We start from the raw sequence: 18,032 nt of genomic DNA on the forward strand, positions 1-18,032 counted from the left end.
AATGATTGCGGAAACATCACGTTTAATTTTAACTAAATTCACACTTGATGACGCGCCATTTTTTATGGAATTAGTGAATACACCGCATTGGATTAAATTTATTGGGGACAGAAACATAAGAACCCTTAAAGATGCCGAACAAAAAATTAAAAGCGGTCATTTTAAAAGTTATAAATCCTATGGTTTTGGGTTTTATAAAGTGCTATTAAAGGAAGAAAACAATAAAGCTATTGGTACATGTGGCCTCATAAAAAGAGATACTTTGGTTGATGTGGATATAGGATTTGCCTTTTTGCCAAATTATGAAAGTAAAGGATTTGGATATGAGTCTGCCAGCGCTGTTATGAAACTGGCCAAAAATACGTTTAATTTAAAAAGACTAGTAGCCATTACAAATCCCGAGAATAAAAAATCAATTGGGCTTTTAGAAAAATTAGGATTAACTTTTGAAAAACGGATAAAACCCTTTGAAGATGATAAGGAACTTCTGTTATTTGCAAAAAAATTATAAAGATGTATATATATAATGTGACGGTAAACATTGATGAATCTATTCATGAAGAATGGCTTAAATGGATTAAAGAACATATTCCTCAAGTATTAGGAACGGGTAAGTTTGAGAAGGCTACTTTAACACGGGTCTTAGTAGAAGAGGATATGGGCGGTTGTACATATTCAATACAGTATAAAACCTATTCTAGAGAAGCTCTAGATGCCTATTATAGAGAAGATGCTGATAAATTAAGAAATGAAGGCTTGAAAAAATTTGCAGATAAAATGCTAGCCTTTAGAACAGAACTTCAAATTATTGATGAATACACGGTAAATTTTAAATAGTTTAGATTTGTACTCAAATTGAACTATTAATAACAATTTAATTTAAGATTCTTGGCCAATAAGCACGATCAGCATCAGGTAAAAGCTAAAAAACACCTAGGACAGCACTTTTTAAAAGATGAATCTGTTGCACAAAAAATTGCAGATACCCTAACATTGACAGGGTATAAGAATGTTTTAGAAATAGGCCCAGGAATGGGGGTGCTTACCAAGTATTTACTTAAAAAAGAGACCACAACTTACGTGGTTGAAATCGATTCAGAATCGGTAGAATACCTGCAATCCAATTATCTTAACTTAGCCCCTAGAATTATAGAAAAGGACTTTTTAAAATATGATTTAAATGAAGTTTTTCAACATGAACCTTTTGCCATAATTGGAAATTTTCCATATAATATTTCGACTCAAATTGTATTTAAAACTTTGGAAATGCGGCATCAAATTCCCGAGTTTTCAGGAATGTTTCAAAAGGAAGTAGCACAGCGAATTTGTTCAAAAGAAGGCAGCAAGGTCTATGGGATTCTATCCGTTTTAACCCAAGCATTTTATGATGCGGAGTACTTATTTACAGTACCTCCTAATGTTTTTAATCCCCCACCAAAGGTAGATTCTGGTGTGCTGAGACTCACTAGGAAAGAAAACTATGCGCTCCCTTGCGATGAGAAATTGTTTTTCAGAACTGTAAAAACAGCCTTTCAACAGCGTAGAAAAACACTTAGAAACAGTTTAAAAACCTTCAATTTATCCGATAATTTAAAAGCAAATAGTATATTTGGCAAACGTCCAGAGCAATTAAATGTTCAAGAATTTATTGACCTCACATTATTGCTTGAAGAAGATGCTTAAAACCCTTTAAATGCTTTCCATTTGTCAGAAGAAAAAGAAAATATACAATTTCAACTCACTGATGAGCTTATTGACAAAGTAGAATTACTTGTTGAACAAGGAAATGACACCGAATTACAGAAGCTTTTAGTTGAGTTTCATTATGCCGATATAGCCGAAATTCTAGATGAACTCAACCTAGATCAAGCGGTGTACGTTATTAAGTTATTAGATTCAGAAACCACTTCCGATATCTTGAAGGAATTGGATGAAGGTATCAGAGAAAAAGTTTTAAGAAGCCTTTCTACTAAAGAAATTGCTGAGGAGGTTGAAGAATTGGACTCCGATGATGCGGCAGATATTATTGCAGAATTGCCAGAAGAACGTCAACAAGCGGTAATTGAGCAAATAGAAGATGAAGAACACAAGGCAGAAATCACAGAGCTTCTTACCTATGATGAAGATAGTGCAGGTGGCCTTATGGCAAAAGAGCTTGTTAAGGTATATGAAACCTGGACAGTTGCTGGCTGTATGCGCCGTATTAGAGGCCAGGCAGAAGAAGTAACCCGAGTACATTCGGTTTATGTTGTAAATAAAGAAGAAAAACTTATTGGACGTCTATCGTTAAAAGATTTGATTGTTGCCAAGAATGAAAAAAAGATTGCAGATATAGTAAAGGTTAATGTGGACTATGTAAATGTTAATGAAAATGTAGAAGAAGTGGCAAAAATCATGGCAAAATATGATTTAGAAGCCATTCCTGTTGTTGATGATAATAAAACCCTTTTAGGAAGAATTACTATTGATGATATTGTAGATGTCATGAAAGAAGAAGCTGAAAAGGATTATCAATTAGCTGCAGGTATTACTAGTGATGTAGAGGCTGATGATAGTATTTTGGAATTGACAAAGGCACGATTGCCTTGGCTTTTAATAGGAATGTTTGGAGGTATTGGAGCAGCGAGTATTATAAACGGGTTTAGCGATGCCATGTTAAAATTCCCTGCCTTGTTAATGTTTATTCCTTTAATTCAGGCAACGGCAGGAAATGTAGGAGTGCAATCTTCTGCTATCGTAGTTCAAGGACTAACGAATAATACCGTGGATGGAAAAATATTAAGCCGATTACTAAAAGAGTTCTTTTTGGGACTGGTAAATGGGTTGGCCATAGCCGCAATAGTTTTAGTAATTAGCCATTTTGTTTTTGAAACTTCATATTTAGAATCTTTGACAATATGTGTTGCGTTAATTACTGTAATTATAATGGCCGCATTAATTGGAACATTTGTTCCTATTTTTTTAGATAAAAGAGGTATTGATGCAGCCGTAGCCACGGGACCATTTATTACTACTAGTAATGATGTGTTTGGTATTTTTATTTACTTTTTAATTGCAAAAATGATATTGCAATTTTAATTCTGGACTTTATCTTAGGATTGGACTTTACTTGGTATTTCTTCAGTCAATCTAATAGGCCTGTTTTATTAAATTCACCATCTTAACATTTTTATTGCACTCAACGACTTAGTACATTAGCAAAATGAAAATCCTTCACTTAGACAGCAATCACGAGCTCCTTATACATCAATTAAATGCATTAGGCTTTGTAAATCATGAAGATTATACGTCCTCTAAATCAGAAGTTGAAGCTAAAATTGATCAATATGACGGCATTGTTTTACGAAGTCGTTTTACTATTGATAAACAGTTTTTAGATGCAGCCACAAATTTGAAATTTATAGGTCGTGTTGGTGCAGGACTAGAAAATATAGATTGTGAGTATGCCGAATCTAAAGGCGTTTTCCTAATATCCGCCCCTGAGGGCAATAGAAATGCTGTTGGTGAGCATGCACTAGGCATGTTACTCACCTTATTTAATAAACTTAACAAAGCCGATGCAGAAGTAAGCTCTGGAAAATGGTTGAGAGAAGATAATCGTGGTATTGAGCTAGATGGTAAAACGGTTGGACTCATTGGATATGGTAATATGGGAAAGGCCTTTGCAAAAAAGCTGAGAGGCTTTGATGTTGAGGTACTTTGTTACGATATTAAACCAAATGTAGGTGATGAGAATGCGCGACAAGTAGCCTTGCGCGAGTTTCAAGATCAAGTTGATGTTGTAAGTTTACATACACCACAAACACCATTAACTTTGAATATGATTCAAACTGACTTTATTAATCAGTTTAAAAAAAGCTTTTGGCTAATAAATACCGCACGCGGTAAGAGCGTGGTGACCCAAGATTTGGTATTAGCCTTAAAATCAGGTAAAATATTGGGCGCAGGACTTGATGTTTTAGAATATGAAAAAGCCTCGTTTGAAACTCTGTTTTCTGAAAAACTACCCGAAGCATTTCAGTACCTTATTGATAATGATGCTGTTTTGCTCTCCCCTCATGTTGCGGGTTGGACCATAGAAAGCAAAGAAAAATTAGCACAAACCATTGTAGATAAGATAACTGCAAAATTTTGTTAACTTTATATACTTTCAAAAAAGTATATACCTATGCAATCAAAAGCAGCAACAGCAAAGCAGTACCTGGAGGAGTTACCCGAAGACCGAAAAGAACCCATTAAAAAACTAAGGCAGCAAATCTTAAACAATCTTCCAAAAGGTGTCGAGGAAGCCATGAGTTATGGGATGTTGGGATATGTTATACCACATTCGGTTTATCCAGACGGTTATCATTGTAATCCTAAACTGCCATTACCTTTTATGAATTTAGCGTCCCAAAAAAATTTTGTGGCCGTCTATAGTATGGTACTCTATGCAAAGTCTGAAGTCATGGATTGGTTTGTAACGGCGTATGCTGAGCGTTGTAAGTACAAGTTAGATATGGGTAAAAGCTGCATTAGGTTTAAAAGAATGGATGATATTCCTTATGAATTAATAGGTGAATTGACAGCGAAGGTAGATGCTCAGGAGTGGATTGATATTTATGAGCGTTCAAGAAAAAACACTAAGAAATGAAAAATCGCGTCACAGGTATTGGAGGGTTGTTTTTTAAATCTAAAGACCCTAAAGCAGCCAAAGCATGGTATAAGAAACATTTAGGCTTTAATACAGATGACTACGGCTGTACTTTTTGGTGGAAAGATAAAAATGGTAAGGATTGTTCAACGCAATGGAGCCCTTTTCCAGAAGATACTAGGTATTATCAACCTTCTAAAAAAGAGTTCATGTTTAATTATCGCGTAGAAAATTTAAGCGAACTACTGGCCGTATTAAAAAAAGAGGGGGTTACTATTATTGGCGACATTGAGGAGTATGACTATGGAAAATTTGGTTGGATTTTGGATAATGACGGCAATAAAATTGAATTATGGGAGCCCATTGATGATGCTTTTCTTTAAATTTGGCATCTTAAATTAAAAGCATCATTTCCGCTTGACTTACTTAGAAGTATTACAATCTTATCATTTAACAACGTTACAATGGATCTCCATTGGTATAGCCGTTTTTTTACTGGGCTTATCAAAATCTGGTATTAAAGGTATAGGCATCATAATTGTTGTTATAATGGCTTTTGTTTTTGGTGAAAAGGCGTCTACGGGCATATTGCTGCCTCAGTTAATATGTGCCGATGTTTTCGCAGTAATTTATTATAATAGGCACGCGCAGTGGGCCTATATAAAAAAACTCATACCATGGATGATTATTGGTGTTTTGGTAGGTGTTTGGGTAGGAAATGATATTTCTGAACTGTTATTTAAGCGGCTCATGGCAGTGATTATAATTGTATCGGTGTCTATTATGTTTTTTATTGAAAACAGAAAATCAAAAAGCATCCCAACAAATAAACTATTCTCTAGCGGAACAGGATTCTTAACCGGATTTACAACCATGATAGGAAATTTAGCAGGCCCAATTTCTAATATATATTTTCTGGCGATGCGTTTTCCTAAAAATCAATTTATTGGAACAGCAGCGTGGCTATTTTTTATTATTAATGTATTTAAATTACCATTTCACATATTCGTTTGGAAGACCGTGACCAAGGAAAGCCTAGTCCTTAATTCCGTTTTAATTCCTATTGTTATTGTTGGTTTTTTTCTAGGCGTTTATATAGTGAGATTTATATCAAATATTAATTATAGACGTTTTATTCTTTTAGTTACGGCACTTGGCGGAATAATTATGTTATTTAGGTAAACAAATAGGCCTGATTTTATTAAATTTATGGGGTAACAAAATTAAATTTAAGATGTCTGATGATAAAAATTTAAAAGATGACCTAAATGAGGTGCTAGGGGATGCTAAGGAGAAGGCTAAAGAATTTGCTGATGAGGCCAAAGAAACCGCTTCAGAATTTGCTGAAAATGCAAGAGAAACTTTAGATTCTACTGACAATAAGAAAGTGCTTGCGGGTATCTTAGGTATCCTTTTTGGAGGCTTAGGTATTCATAAATTTATTTTAGGTTACAATAAAGAAGGTGGCATCCTGTTAGGGGCAACGCTTATTGGTATCTTGCTATCTTGCGTGGGTATAGGTATTCTTTTTGTTTGGGTTCCGGGAGTCATTGGTTTTGTTGAAGGTATCATTTATTTAACAAAATCTGACGCTGAATTTTACAATACCTATCAGGCTGGTAAAAAGCCTTGGTTTTAAAACAACAATTTTTTATACATACAAACAGGGTAAGCATTTGTAAATGCTTACCCTGTTTTTTTATTTAACCGTATTATTTATACACGGCTCATTCAGATCATTTCTTTTCTTTTGCTCTAATTTTTACATTATCGCCTTAGTACGGTTTATTCTATTTTATTAAGAGCGCAATCTTAAGAGTGCCAATGCTATTTTCACTAAGAGAAACCTATAAACGCCTGTAGCCATTAAAATAGGGTTTAATAAATGTCAGCCCATACCACTAGGCTGTTTTGCTACAAATGTATCAGTGATTGACACATAAGTCTCATTCCATTTTTTCTATTTCAGATAGTTTTACTCCTGCAAGATTTATTTTTTGAAGCAACCTTTTGAGAACAAATTTCAAGTCATAAAAAGCACCAAAGCGCACGTTAATCGAGGGATTATAATAACAGAAAGAATATGCAGGTTAATACTAAATTGAATTTAAAGGAAAAAGTTGGATATGCTTTAGGTGATGGGGCTGCAAACATAGCTTGGAGGGGCGTAGCAACTTTTTTATTTATTTTTTATACGGACGTTTTTGGATTAAGCCCTGTAACTGTAGGCGTCTTATTTTTAGTTGCTAGATTGAGTGATGGTATTAGTGATGTCGTAATAGGTATAGTTGGCGATAGAACAAATTCTAAGTATGGCAAATTTAGGCCCTGGATTTTATGGACGGCTATTCCTTTAGCAGTCATTCTTTCCCTTTTATTTACAAGTCCAGATTTTGACTCAACCGGTAAGATTATTTATGCCTATATCACCTATATATTGTTCACCTTAATATATACAGCAAACAATATTCCCTATGGTGCTTTAATGGCGGTTATGACTGGTGATGATAAAGAGCGAACCAAACTTGGATCTTACAGAATGGTAGGCGCGTTTGGTGGAGGGATGCTCGTGCAAGGGGCCTTATTGTTTCTAGTGGCTTATTACGGGAGTATTAATGCATCCATTGGAGTTGATCAAGTTTCTGAAGAGACATACCGTGTTGAAATCAAAGCATCAGAAGATGTTCAAAATGTAAATATTAAAACAGAACATGGAATCGCAGATTTTACTTGGGATGATAAGCGCTTAAGTCCCGTTGATAACATGCCCACAAAAGGTAAAAGCTTTGCCATGGAAGCCAACAAGAATTATTCGTTTATTGTTGAAGGTGAGAAAGATTTAAAGGAAAGTGATATTTCAATTATCGACCAACAAAGTGGTTATAGTAATGCCATGTATTTAATGTCTATTGTTCTTGCCCTATTAATGCTAATTACGTTTTATACAACCAAAGAAAGAGTTCAACCCCCTAAAACACAAAAGAATAATCTGCTAAGAGATTTTAAAGATTTAGTCAAAAATAAACCATGGGTTGTCCTTTTGGTAGTAGGGCTTTTATTTAATGTTTATAATTCGATGAAGCAAGGAATCGTTATAATCTATTTTACCCACTACTTAAGTGATCAACTTTTAGCAGCTACCTATTTAATAGCGCTGATGGTAGCTTCTATTGCCGGGGCTATGATGACTGCGCCGTTAGGTAATAAAATAGGCAAGCGAAACCTCTTTATTTATGCCTTAATATTTTCAGGTGGTATTAATGCATTATTTGCTTTTTGTAGTCCAGAGAACATCAATGCCATTTTTGCTATAGGTATAATTTCAGAGTTTGGTTCTGCGTTCTTTCCAACATTATTTTTTGTTATGCTTGGTGATGCTGCAGATTATTCAGAATTTAAAAATGGAAGACGAGCCACCGGATTAATATACTCTGCAGGATCTTTTGCTACCAAATTTGGCGGAGGAATTGCTGGGGCCATTATTGGTTTTATTCTTGGAGCCTTTCATTATAACGGACAAGATGCCTCATCCATAGCGGGTGCAGTACCCGGAATTATAATGTTAATGAGTTGGGTGCCCGCCATTATTGCAATAATAGCAGCAGGTTTAATGATGGTTTATCCACTCACGCAGAATAAGCTAGACGAAATTACTACAGAGCTAAACAACAGAAGATTATCAGAACAATAAATACACAAGAAAAATAATATTGTATATGAAATACGGACATTTTGACGATAAAAACCGAGAGTATGTTATAGAAAATCCAAAGACACCATACCCCTGGATTAATTATTTGGGGAATGAAGATTTCTTTTCACTGACATCAAATACAGGTGGCGGTTATACCTTTTATAAAGATGCAAAATTTAGACGATTAACACGTTACAGATATAATAATGTACCTGTTGATGATGGTGGGAAGTATTTTTACATCAAAGATGGTAATACGGTTTGGTCTCCAGGCTGGAAACCTGTAAAGACCGCATTAGATTCCTATGAGTGCAGACATGGTATGAGTTATACTAAATTTAAAAGCTCCAAAAATGGCATTCAATCAGAGATTACACAATTTATCCCTTTGGGTTTTTGGGGAGAAATTCAGAAGGTTTCAATTAAGAATACATCTTCTGAAATCAAGAAAATTAAACTTTTCTCTTTTATAGAATGGTGCTTATGGAATGCCGATGATGATATGAAAAACTTCCAGCGTAATTTTAGTACTGGAGAAGTTGAGGTTGAAGATGCGGTTATTTATCATAAAACCGAGTTTAAAGAACGACGAAATCATTATGCCTTTTATTCTGTGAATCAAGAAATAAATGGATTTGATACCGATAGAGAATCCTTTGTGGGCTTGTATAATGGATTTGATAATCCAGATGTTGTAAACGACGGAAAACCCAAAAACACAATAGCTCACGGTTGGTCTCCAATTGCTTCGCATTATATAGAAATGGAATTACAGCCTGGAGAATCTCGTGATTATGTATTTATGTTGGGGTATGTTGAGGTTGATGAAAACGATAAGTGGGAAAGTAAATCTGTGATTAATAAACAGCCCGCTAAACAAATGATTGAAAAGTACAACAACGTAGAAAAGGTAGATGCTGCTCTAGAAGAACTAAGATTGTACTGGGATAATTTGTTGGGCAAAATTTCAATTGACTCGGGAGATGAAAAATTGGACCGTATGGTTAATATCTGGAACCAATATCAATGTATGGTCACGTTTAATATGTCGCGTTCAGCTTCCTTTTTCGAATCTGGAATTGGTAGAGGAATGGGCTTCCGTGATTCCAATCAAGATTTAATTGGATTTGTACATCAAATTCCAGAGCGTGCCAGAGAGCGTATTGTAGATATAGCTTCAACGCAGTTTGAAGATGGTTCTTGTTATCATCAATACCAACCTTTAACAAAAAAGGGAAATGCAGCTATAGGGGGCGATTTTAATGATGACCCACTATGGTTAATCTTATCAACTTCAGAGTATATCAAAGAAACTGGCGATTTTACGCTTTTAGATGAAATGGTTCCTTTTGATAATGACGAATCTCGCGCAAAGTCACATTTTGAACATTTAAAAGCGTCTTTCTACCATGTGGTCAATAATTTAGGTCCACATCAATTGCCTTTAATAGGCCGGGCGGATTGGAATGATTGTTTAAATCTTAATTGTTTTTCTACAAACCCTAATGATTCATTTCAAACTACTGGTAATAAAAAAGACGGACAAGCAGAATCCTTAATGATTGCTGGGTTGTTTGTGACTTATGGAAAGGAATATATTAAATTATGTCAGCGTATAGGTAATGAAAAAGAAGCCCATGAGGCTCAGATTCATGTAGATCAAATGATTAAAGCTGTAAAAACCCATGGTTGGGACGGCGATTGGTATTTAAGAGCTTATGATTATTATGGGAATAAAGTAGGATCTAATGAAAACGAGGAAGGTAAAATATTTATAGAATCCCAAGGCTGGTGTTCTATGGCCGAAATTGGAAAGGAAGAAGGCATGGTAGAAAATGCCTTGGATGCCGTTAAAGAACATTTAGATTGTGAGTATGGCATTGTTTTAAACAGTCCTGCGTTTTCAAAGTACTATATTGAGTATGGCGAAATTTCTACGTATCCTGCAGGATATAAAGAAAATGGGGGGATATTTTGTCATAATAATCCATGGATAATGATAGGAGAAACTATGATTGGAAGAGGCGATGAAGCCTATGATTATTATACAAAAATTGCACCTAGCTTTTTAGAAGATATATCAGAATTACATAAGGTAGAACCTTATGTGTATTGTCAAATGATTGCCGGAAAAGAAGCTATTAAACCCGGTGAAGCCAAAAACTCTTGGTTATCAGGAACGGCATCATGGAATTTTTATGCCATTACACAGTATATATTGGGTGTGAAACCAGATTATGACGGGCTTATAATAAACCCATGTATTCCTAAAAAATGGGATGGTTTTAAAATGAAAAGAGCATTTAGAGGCGCTACCTACAATATTGAAGTAAGTAACCCAGATCATGTGAGTAAAGGTATTAAAGAGTTAAGGGTGAACGGAAAATTGATTTCTGGATTTATTATACCTTTATTAGAAAAAGGTAAAGCGTACGATGTTAAGGTAATAATGGGTTAGATTGTAAAATATATTTCAGATTGTGGATATAACGGAGAGTTACATATTCACATATTATTTAAGAGGATTAAAAATATGAAAAGAGAATTTTATAGCGGCATAAGGTATTTATGTACGAGCGTTTTTTTTGTAGTATGTACTATTATTGGTAATGCTCAAAAAAGTAATGATATGGAGTCGAAAATTGATTCTATATTAAGTCAAATGACACTAAAAGAAAAAGTCGATTTATGTCATGCACAATCTAAGTTTAGTACAAAAGGTGTTGAACGTTTGGGTATTCCAGAAGTTTGGATGGCCGATGGGCCGCATGGGGTAAGAGCAGAAATTAGCTGGGATTCATGGAATTATGCAGGTTGGACTAATGATTCCATTACAGCTTTTCCTGTACTTACTTGTCTAGCTTCAACATTTAGACCTGAATTAGCTGGACAATATGGATTTAGTCTTGGGGAAGAGGCTAGGTATAGAAAGAAGGATGTGCTACTAGGTCCTGGTGTTAATATATACAGAACACCACTTAATGGAAGGAATTTTGAGTATATGGGTGAAGACCCTTTTTTGGCGTCTGTAATGGCGGTGCCCTATATAAAAGGCGTACAGAAGAATGGAGTGGCTGCCTGTGTGAAGCATTATGCCTTAAATAATCAAGAAAAATGGCGGTCCCTTATCAATGTTGAGCTAAGCGATAGGGCCTTACATGAAATTTATTTACCCGCCTTCAAAGCCTCGGTTCAAGAGGCTGGAGTTTGGTCTATAATGGGCGCCTATAATAAGGTTAGAGGGCAGTATGCTACTCATAATGAGTTTCTTAATAATGACATATTAAAAACAAAATGGAATTTTGATGGCGTCGTAATAAGTGATTGGAGTGCAGCACATTCTACTACCGAGGCCGCGCTTTATGGTTTGGATATGGAAATGGGAACGGGAACAGATGGTTTAGGGTCTAATGTTAAGAATCATTATGATTATTACTATTTGGCAAACCCTTTTCTTGAAAAGCTTAAAAACAATGAAATTCCAGAATCTATAGTCGATGATAAAGCTAGACGGATTTTAAGATTAATGTTTCGTACTAATATGAATCCTAATAGACCTTTAGGAAGAGTCAATAATCAGGAACATATTGATGTGGCTTATAAAGTTGCAACAGAAGGCATAGTCTTATTAAAAAATGAAGATGAGTTTTTTCCAATTCAAGACAGCAAAGGCCTTACTATTGCAGTTATAGGAGAAAATGCTACACGCGCGATGTCTGCAGGAGGCGGTTCCTCAGAATTAAAACCAAAATTTGAGATATCACCTCTAGAAGGCATAAAGAAGCGCTATAAAAATGCCACCATTTTACATTCTATGGGCTATGAAACCGGGCCGTCTGAATATAATAGAATAGTGCCGGGTAAGCTGAATGCCGATTCATTAAGAACAAAAGCCATTGAAATAGCAAAACAAGCAGATGTCGTTTTGTTCATTGGAGGACTGAATAAGAGTAATTCTCAAGATTGCGAAGGTAATGACAGAAAAGCATTTGGATTACCTTTTAATCAAGATAATATAATCAATGAAATTCATGAGGTCAATCAAAACCTTGGGGTCATAATAGTATCTGGTAATGCAGTTGATATGCCTTGGCTATCTAAGGTAAAAGGTCTTATAGAATCATGGTACTTAGGAAGTGTGACTGGAATTGCTATGGCCGATGTTATTAGTGGTAAGGTCAACCCATCCGGAAAATTACCGTTTTCTTTCCCTAAACGATTAGAAGATAATTCGGCGCATTATTTTGGAGAATCCTCGTACCCAGGAGATGGTGTAAATCAATATTATCAGGATGATATTTTAGTAGGTTATCGTTGGCATGATACTAAAAAAATTAAACCCCTTTTTGCATTTGGCTACGGGAAATCATATACCACTTTTGAATTGTCAAATATAGCAGCAAATAAAAAGAAATACGACAAAGATGGCACAATTGAAGTAACTTGTGATGTGAGCAATACTGGAGAAGTAGATGGTGCTGAGGTGGTTCAGGTGTACGTGGGTAAGCCAAATTCTAAAGTAGATCGAGCAAAAAAGGAGCTTAAAGGTTTTGCTAAAGTGGCACTAAAGCAAGGCGAGAAGAAAACAGTAACCATTGCTATAGATATTTCTAAATTAAAATATTATGACACTGGAATATCAGATTGGAATCTGGAGCTTGGTAATTACGATATTTACGTAGGCAATGCTTCGGATAATATAATCAAAAAAAGCACCATCAAGATTGAATAAAACTATAGATAAATAGTGATTTTAGGCAGTATAAATAGTTTTATGCTGCTTAATTTTTAAAATTAGCTAGCTTTACTATATTGGTCGTAGACCATTCTGACGGCCATAATTATGCTTGTTATATCTGTAGTATCATTAGTCAATAAGATTTTATAATTATGAAGTATTTAAATTTAAAGCGCCTACTTATAGTTTGTTTTAATATGATGCTTCTGTTGCTTGTGCTGAATTGTAAAAAAAGCATTAATGAAAAAGATGTAAACTTAATTTCTAATCAAGAACTTCCAGCTCAGGCGTTTACATCTACTCCTAATGAATTTATTATTTCTAGGATAGACTACGAAAAGAAACTATATGGTTTTTGGCTAGGACAATGCATTGCAAATTGGACTGGTTTGGTAACTGAAATGGATAAAATTGGAAATATTGGCACCATTAAAACCGGTGACTTTTATACAAGAGCAGATTGGGGCGGGCCAGACCAACCTAGTATTTGGGGAGAAGGTGTTCCTAGTGATTTGTCAGACACAATAGATTTCGTACTTCGAGACAGTTCAGAAGTTTGGGGTGCTGATGATGATACAGATATTGAATATATGTACCAGCACTTACTATTAGTTAATAAAACTTCATTGTTAACTCCTGAAATGATAAAAGAAGGTTGGTTGAAACATATAAAGTCTGAAGAAGAAAATTTTCTTTGGGTGTCTAACCAGCGTGCTTTTGATTTAATGAAAGAAGGCGTCTTGCCTCCGGATACTGGACGGCCAGAAAACAATGAACATTTTGAAATGATTGATGCCCAATTAACCACAGAACTCTTTGGACTATTTGCTCCAACGCGACCAGATTTTGCGTTAAAAATGGCGGACCTACCTATTAGAACAGTAGCCAGTGAAAATGCCCTTTGGATCTCTCAGTTTTATGTGGTTATGCATGCTTTAGCAGCTAGAGTAGACGCTTCAATGCCTATCGATAAACAAACAAAATGGTTGAGCAAAGAAGCCCGGAACATATTGCCAAATCATTCCTACGCGGCTAAAATGTTTGATTATGTAGAGCGTAAGTATCATTCAAATATTCCTTGGGAACAAACACGAGATTCCATTTATAAGAGGTATCAAGTAGATCAAAAAGATGGCTATAATATAACCGCTCAAGAACTTTATTGTAATGGTTGCTTTGCTGCTGGAATTAATTTTGCTGCGGGTTTAGTTAGTTGGTTTTATGGTGAAGGTGATTTTAAGGAAACCATAAAAATAGGTGTGTTATGTGGATGGGATTCTGATAATCCTACAGCTACATGGGGTGGGCTTTTAGGGTTTATATACGGTAAGGATTATATAGAGAACCTTTTTGAAATCCCCCTTTCAGATAAATTCAACATTCATAGAACGCGCCAGAATTTTGGCAAAGACAGTATAGATACTTTTGAAAATATGGCTCAAAAAGGCCTATTCATCATTGATAAAGTTGTAAAAGAGGAGCTTAATGGAACCATGAACATCAAGGAAGGGTATTGGCGTATTCCCAAGGTTTCACAAAGCATACCTTCGGTTAATAACTAAAAACCCATAAACAGTGAAACTCAAGTTATTTTTTTTCTTTTTTGTTTGTCTATACGTTTTTGCACTTACTAATTGCAAAGACAATAATCAGGCAATTACCGCAATGACTTATAATATCAGATATGACTCAGCTCATGATGGTGTTAACATCTGGAAAAATAGAAAAGAAGGTCTAACAGATTTATTACAAAAGTATCAGCCTGATATTATTGGTACTCAAGAGGGACAAAGTCATCAATTAGAATTTATGAATAATCAATTAGATTCTTATAGAATGATTGGTGATGATAGAGATAACAATGGGAAAAGTGAGTTCTCTGCAATTTTTTATAACGCCAATACCTTAGTTCTTGTTAATACTGAAACTTTTTGGTTATCTGAAACCCCAACCGTACCATCTTTAGGGTGGGATGCTAGTTATAAAAGAATTTGTACCTACGGTGAATTTAAAACTAAAGAATCAAATGAGCGCTTTTTAGTGTTTAACACCCATTTGGATCATGTAGGAGAACAAGCTAGAATGCAATCAGCGTTACTTATTAATAAAAAGCTTGACGAATTAAACCCAAAAAAACTGCCTGTGATTTTAATGGGAGATTTTAATTGCGAATCTCATAGTGAGCCCATAAAAGCGATTAGTTCCGTTTTACATGACGGCATTACTTTATCTAAAACGAATCTAATTGGACCAATTGGGACCTTTAGTGGGTTTGATTTAAATGCTCCCCTTAATAAGCGTATTGACTATATTTTTGTAGATAAATTTATTGTAGAATCATATCTACATATCAATAGCAAACTGCCTAATGGTCATTGGCCTTCTGATCATTTGCCCGTCTTGGTACATTTAACACTTGAATAATGATTTTGTTTAAATTAAATAAGCGCAAATCATTTATTTAAAATATGATCTGAGGCGATTACCAAAAACATATAATCTGTAGTTCCTCCACCCAAAACATATTCGGTTTGTTGCCATAAATAGGGCCACTCTAAAAGTTCAGGAAAATCAGGGCGTATTAATGCTGTTCCTGAGCCAATACCTCCAGGAACAAATGAGTTTTCTCCTCTGGTGACACCATAGGCTTGTGTTAGTGATCTTGAGCCAACGCCTGACGCAAAGGAAGAGGTGTTAACACCTGGATGAACACCCAGAATAAAATTCATGGCATTTAGCATATAAGTGTTTGGGAAAATATCTGGGTAACTGGTATGTAGAAAATACTGTTGTACGCCAAAATTTTGAATTCCCCAACCGGCGCCCCAAATATTAGGTTTATATGGAACACCATAGGGTGTTTCTTTTTCTAGTTTTTCAATTTCTACTAAATATGTTTTTACAGCCGCTCTTATTTTAGCGACAAAAGAATCATTTTTTATAAGTGGGAACACTGGCCCAATTTTCCATCCATAGTTATTAATTTGGCTAACTATAACATTGGTTTGTGTGATAAGAAAGGTCTTGTATTTTTCAGTTTTGGTGGTTTGTAATAACTCTATAGCTAAGTTAATTTTTAGTGCATCTTCAATGTTTTGAGAGGTCTCCCATACCTGTTCTGCAATAGATAGGCACTCTTGTGATAACATGCTATTATAAGTTTTTAAGGCTCTTGCGGATGCTGCTAATGCCGCAGCAGTGTTCATAGCACGTCTAGGGTTATTTTCAGTAAAAACCCATCGGTCATCGGGTGCACCTAATAATCCGTTGGCAATAGAATCTGCTGCCGTACTAGTTGATAAATAACTAAGATCAGTAGTGTTTTTTGATAAGATGCGATTATCACTATGATTTACGGGGTCACCTAAGAGTACATATTGTCTTTTTGTGGGAACAATAATCCCTCTATAAAATCGATTCATGGATTTATAACCGCCAACTATAGATAAGGCGCCATGCTCAATTTGTTGCAAAATGTCTGGCTTCCCATCAGGTTTATGAATCTCAACCACTCTTGAATCTTGATCAATACTGGTGTTATCATAATTCACATCAAACAGTTCATAAATATGAGATAAACCTTGAATGGTAGTGGCTTGAGATTCTACTCTTAAATCATAATCGCCTGCATCATGCCAGCCCCCAATATTAATTCCAGGAACATGTTCGCCGGATTTATATTTTGTCAAGGTTGAAGGCCCTTGTAGATAGCCATCAAAATGATTCGTATTTATTGGAGCCAGTAATGCATCATCCATATGGCATAGTCCATGCCACACTTTATACCGATCATTGATACGCATGTGACACATCTGGACTGGTAAAAAATATTCAAGTGTGGGCTGCCATACATCGCGTTTAAAAATAGCATTGTTTATTTGAAACGGGTTAGACGTGAAATTTTTATACTTAATCTGGTACATGCCAGGATCAGTTATTTCAGTAAAATCGAAATGATAATAATTGTACCGTAAAAAAGTACCCCAATGCTCTGGTGTAGCTGAAAGGATTTCAGTTAAGCCTCCAGTATTATTTATTTTGTAGAGTTTTATATCGTCTAAATCTAAATCGTTTTTATCAGTTTCAATAACTGCAATTTTTTCTTGTATTGCATGATAACCAACTTGCGACACTTGGACTACGGGTTGATAGGTGAAATCTTCAACAACACTAGGGGTTATTAACCATTCTATGGCATTTTTTGTTGCCCCTTCAGGCACTAATGACCGCACTACAAACCAACCGTTATTATGTTTTGCTCGTCCATCAAGTAGCTCTAGATTATTAGATTTCAGGTTCTTTATTCGCAACGTTTGATGCTTGTTTTCTGGGACTATAACCAGTTCATTCCCCGTAGCCATGGGTTTAATTTGGTATTGCTCTTCGGCATCATAATACCCTGGGCCATTAGCTTGTCTATTAAAAATACCAAACGAGTCATCCATATAATAGGATTTTCCAAAAAGATCACCTGGAAATAATTCGATATTCATGCCCACTTTTCCAACCCATGCTTCAGGCAGGGGTTTGTCTAAATCGACAATGATCTTAAACGATTTTCCAAAAGGAACGACCTTTAAGGTATATGTGAAATCTAAATCGGGATAAACAATAGGGTTAAACCCTGTTTTTTTAGCAGTATCCGGGTATTGCATTTTAACACTAATAACTTGGTTATCCAGATCTACAATACGTTTTCCCACTTTTGGTACGGGTTGCCATTGCCCTGGCGTAGGTTCTAACCTCAAATCCCCGTTAGTTGCAACACGAATACCATTTTGAATAATACCAACACCACCTTGATGGCTTTCAGGATAAAAATCATGCGCTAGCATGACATTGGCACCTCGCATTTCTAGATATTCTTCAGAATTGATTTTAAACTGTTCTTCATCGGAATCCTTACTTTGACCAGAAAGAGATAAACTGACGCAAACTAGAAGACATACTAATATATGTTTCATAAT

General features: G+C 35.4%; 15 protein-coding genes. 14 read left to right on the top strand and 1 reads right to left on the bottom strand.

The window, feature by feature from the left end; translation table 11 throughout:
* Window position 1: 1 nt before the first annotated feature.
* From IE051_RS11200 to IE051_RS11265, 14 genes are all read left to right on the top strand, one after another.
* The gene (locus IE051_RS11200; RefSeq protein WP_189360888.1) at window positions 2–511 is read left to right on the top strand and encodes a GNAT family N-acetyltransferase; all 510 of its coding nucleotides are present in this window, start codon (window positions 2–4) and stop codon (window positions 509–511) included.
* A gap of 2 nt (window positions 512–513) precedes the next feature.
* A complete protein-coding gene (locus tag IE051_RS11205) occupies window positions 514–837 on the top strand; it encodes a DUF4286 family protein (protein WP_189360889.1) in 324 nt (107 codons plus the stop codon).
* A 51-nt stretch (window positions 838–888) separates the two neighbouring features.
* Window positions 889–1,683 (top strand): 16S rRNA (adenine(1518)-N(6)/adenine(1519)-N(6))-dimethyltransferase RsmA, encoded by a 795-nt coding sequence (rsmA, locus tag IE051_RS11210; protein WP_189360890.1) that lies wholly within the window; start codon window positions 889–891, stop codon window positions 1,681–1,683.
* A gap of 21 nt (window positions 1,684–1,704) precedes the next feature.
* The gene (mgtE, locus tag IE051_RS11215; protein ID WP_189360891.1) at window positions 1,705–3,078 is read left to right on the top strand and encodes a magnesium transporter; all 1,374 of its coding nucleotides are present in this window, start codon (window positions 1,705–1,707) and stop codon (window positions 3,076–3,078) included.
* A gap of 124 nt (window positions 3,079–3,202) precedes the next feature.
* On the top strand, window positions 3,203–4,138 hold the full coding sequence (locus tag IE051_RS11220) for a 2-hydroxyacid dehydrogenase (RefSeq protein ID WP_189360892.1): 936 nt from the start codon (window positions 3,203–3,205) through the stop codon (window positions 4,136–4,138).
* A 30-nt stretch (window positions 4,139–4,168) separates the two neighbouring features.
* Complete coding sequence (locus IE051_RS11225) at window positions 4,169–4,633, top strand: DUF1801 domain-containing protein (protein WP_189360893.1); 465 nt, start codon at window positions 4,169–4,171, stop codon at window positions 4,631–4,633.
* Window positions 4,630–5,016: a VOC family protein gene (locus IE051_RS11230; RefSeq protein WP_189360894.1), complete on the top strand. Its 387-nt coding sequence runs from the start codon at window positions 4,630–4,632 to the stop codon at window positions 5,014–5,016. The genes IE051_RS11225 and IE051_RS11230 overlap by 4 nt, the downstream gene beginning before the upstream one ends.
* Window positions 5,017–5,050: 34 nt before the next feature.
* On the top strand, window positions 5,051–5,815 hold the full coding sequence (locus IE051_RS11235; protein ID WP_189360895.1) for a sulfite exporter TauE/SafE family protein: 765 nt from the start codon (window positions 5,051–5,053) through the stop codon (window positions 5,813–5,815).
* 52 nt (window positions 5,816–5,867) lie between these two features.
* Window positions 5,868–6,272 (top strand): hypothetical protein, encoded by a 405-nt coding sequence (locus IE051_RS11240; protein WP_189360896.1) that lies wholly within the window; start codon window positions 5,868–5,870, stop codon window positions 6,270–6,272.
* A gap of 444 nt (window positions 6,273–6,716) precedes the next feature.
* Window positions 6,717–8,324 (top strand): MFS transporter, encoded by a 1,608-nt coding sequence (locus IE051_RS11245; protein WP_189360897.1) that lies wholly within the window; start codon window positions 6,717–6,719, stop codon window positions 8,322–8,324.
* Window positions 8,325–8,349: 25 nt separating this feature from the next.
* The gene (locus tag IE051_RS11250; protein ID WP_189360898.1) at window positions 8,350–10,785 is read left to right on the top strand and encodes a glycoside hydrolase family 94 protein; all 2,436 of its coding nucleotides are present in this window, start codon (window positions 8,350–8,352) and stop codon (window positions 10,783–10,785) included.
* Between the two features lie 75 nt (window positions 10,786–10,860).
* Window positions 10,861–13,059 carry a beta-glucosidase family protein gene (locus IE051_RS11255; protein WP_189360899.1) on the top strand — a complete coding sequence of 733 codons (2,199 nt, stop codon included), beginning with the start codon at window positions 10,861–10,863 and terminating at the stop codon, window positions 13,057–13,059.
* A gap of 158 nt (window positions 13,060–13,217) precedes the next feature.
* On the top strand, window positions 13,218–14,627 hold the full coding sequence (locus tag IE051_RS11260; protein ID WP_189360900.1) for an ADP-ribosylglycohydrolase family protein: 1,410 nt from the start codon (window positions 13,218–13,220) through the stop codon (window positions 14,625–14,627).
* A 103-nt stretch (window positions 14,628–14,730) separates the two neighbouring features.
* Window positions 14,731–15,489, top strand: a complete 759-nt coding sequence (locus IE051_RS11265; RefSeq protein ID WP_189360901.1) for an endonuclease/exonuclease/phosphatase family protein — start codon at window positions 14,731–14,733, stop codon at window positions 15,487–15,489.
* Between the two features lie 29 nt (window positions 15,490–15,518).
* On the opposite strand, the gene IE051_RS11270 is transcribed toward IE051_RS11265, so the two are convergent.
* Window positions 15,519–18,029 carry a glycoside hydrolase family 9 protein gene (locus IE051_RS11270; protein WP_189360902.1) on the bottom strand — a complete coding sequence of 837 codons (2,511 nt, stop codon included), beginning with the start codon at window positions 18,027–18,029 and terminating at the stop codon, window positions 15,519–15,521.
* Window positions 18,030–18,032 lie beyond the last annotated feature (3 nt).

This window comes from Algibacter mikhailovii, assembly GCF_014651495.1.
GTDB classification, from domain to species: Bacteria; Bacteroidota; Bacteroidia; order Flavobacteriales; family Flavobacteriaceae; genus Algibacter_E; species Algibacter_E mikhailovii.

Coding starts and splice junctions, on each gene's coding strand:
- IE051_RS11200 (WP_189360888.1), top strand. CDS start 2: ATGATTGCGGAAACATCACGTTTAATTTTAACTAAATTCACACTTGAT.
- IE051_RS11205 (WP_189360889.1), top strand. CDS start 514: ATGTATATATATAATGTGACGGTAAACATTGATGAATCTATTCATGAA.
- IE051_RS11220 (WP_189360892.1), top strand. CDS start 3,203: ATGAAAATCCTTCACTTAGACAGCAATCACGAGCTCCTTATACATCAA.
- IE051_RS11225 (WP_189360893.1), top strand. CDS start 4,169: ATGCAATCAAAAGCAGCAACAGCAAAGCAGTACCTGGAGGAGTTACCC.
- IE051_RS11230 (WP_189360894.1), top strand. CDS start 4,630: ATGAAAAATCGCGTCACAGGTATTGGAGGGTTGTTTTTTAAATCTAAA.
- IE051_RS11240 (WP_189360896.1), top strand. CDS start 5,868: ATGTCTGATGATAAAAATTTAAAAGATGACCTAAATGAGGTGCTAGGG.
- IE051_RS11245 (WP_189360897.1), top strand. CDS start 6,717: ATGCAGGTTAATACTAAATTGAATTTAAAGGAAAAAGTTGGATATGCT.
- IE051_RS11250 (WP_189360898.1), top strand. CDS start 8,350: ATGAAATACGGACATTTTGACGATAAAAACCGAGAGTATGTTATAGAA.
- IE051_RS11255 (WP_189360899.1), top strand. CDS start 10,861: ATGAAAAGAGAATTTTATAGCGGCATAAGGTATTTATGTACGAGCGTT.
- IE051_RS11260 (WP_189360900.1), top strand. CDS start 13,218: ATGAAGTATTTAAATTTAAAGCGCCTACTTATAGTTTGTTTTAATATG.
- IE051_RS11265 (WP_189360901.1), top strand. CDS start 14,731: ATGACTTATAATATCAGATATGACTCAGCTCATGATGGTGTTAACATC.
- IE051_RS11270 (WP_189360902.1), bottom strand. CDS start 18,029: ATGAAACATATATTAGTATGTCTTCTAGTTTGCGTCAGTTTATCTCTT.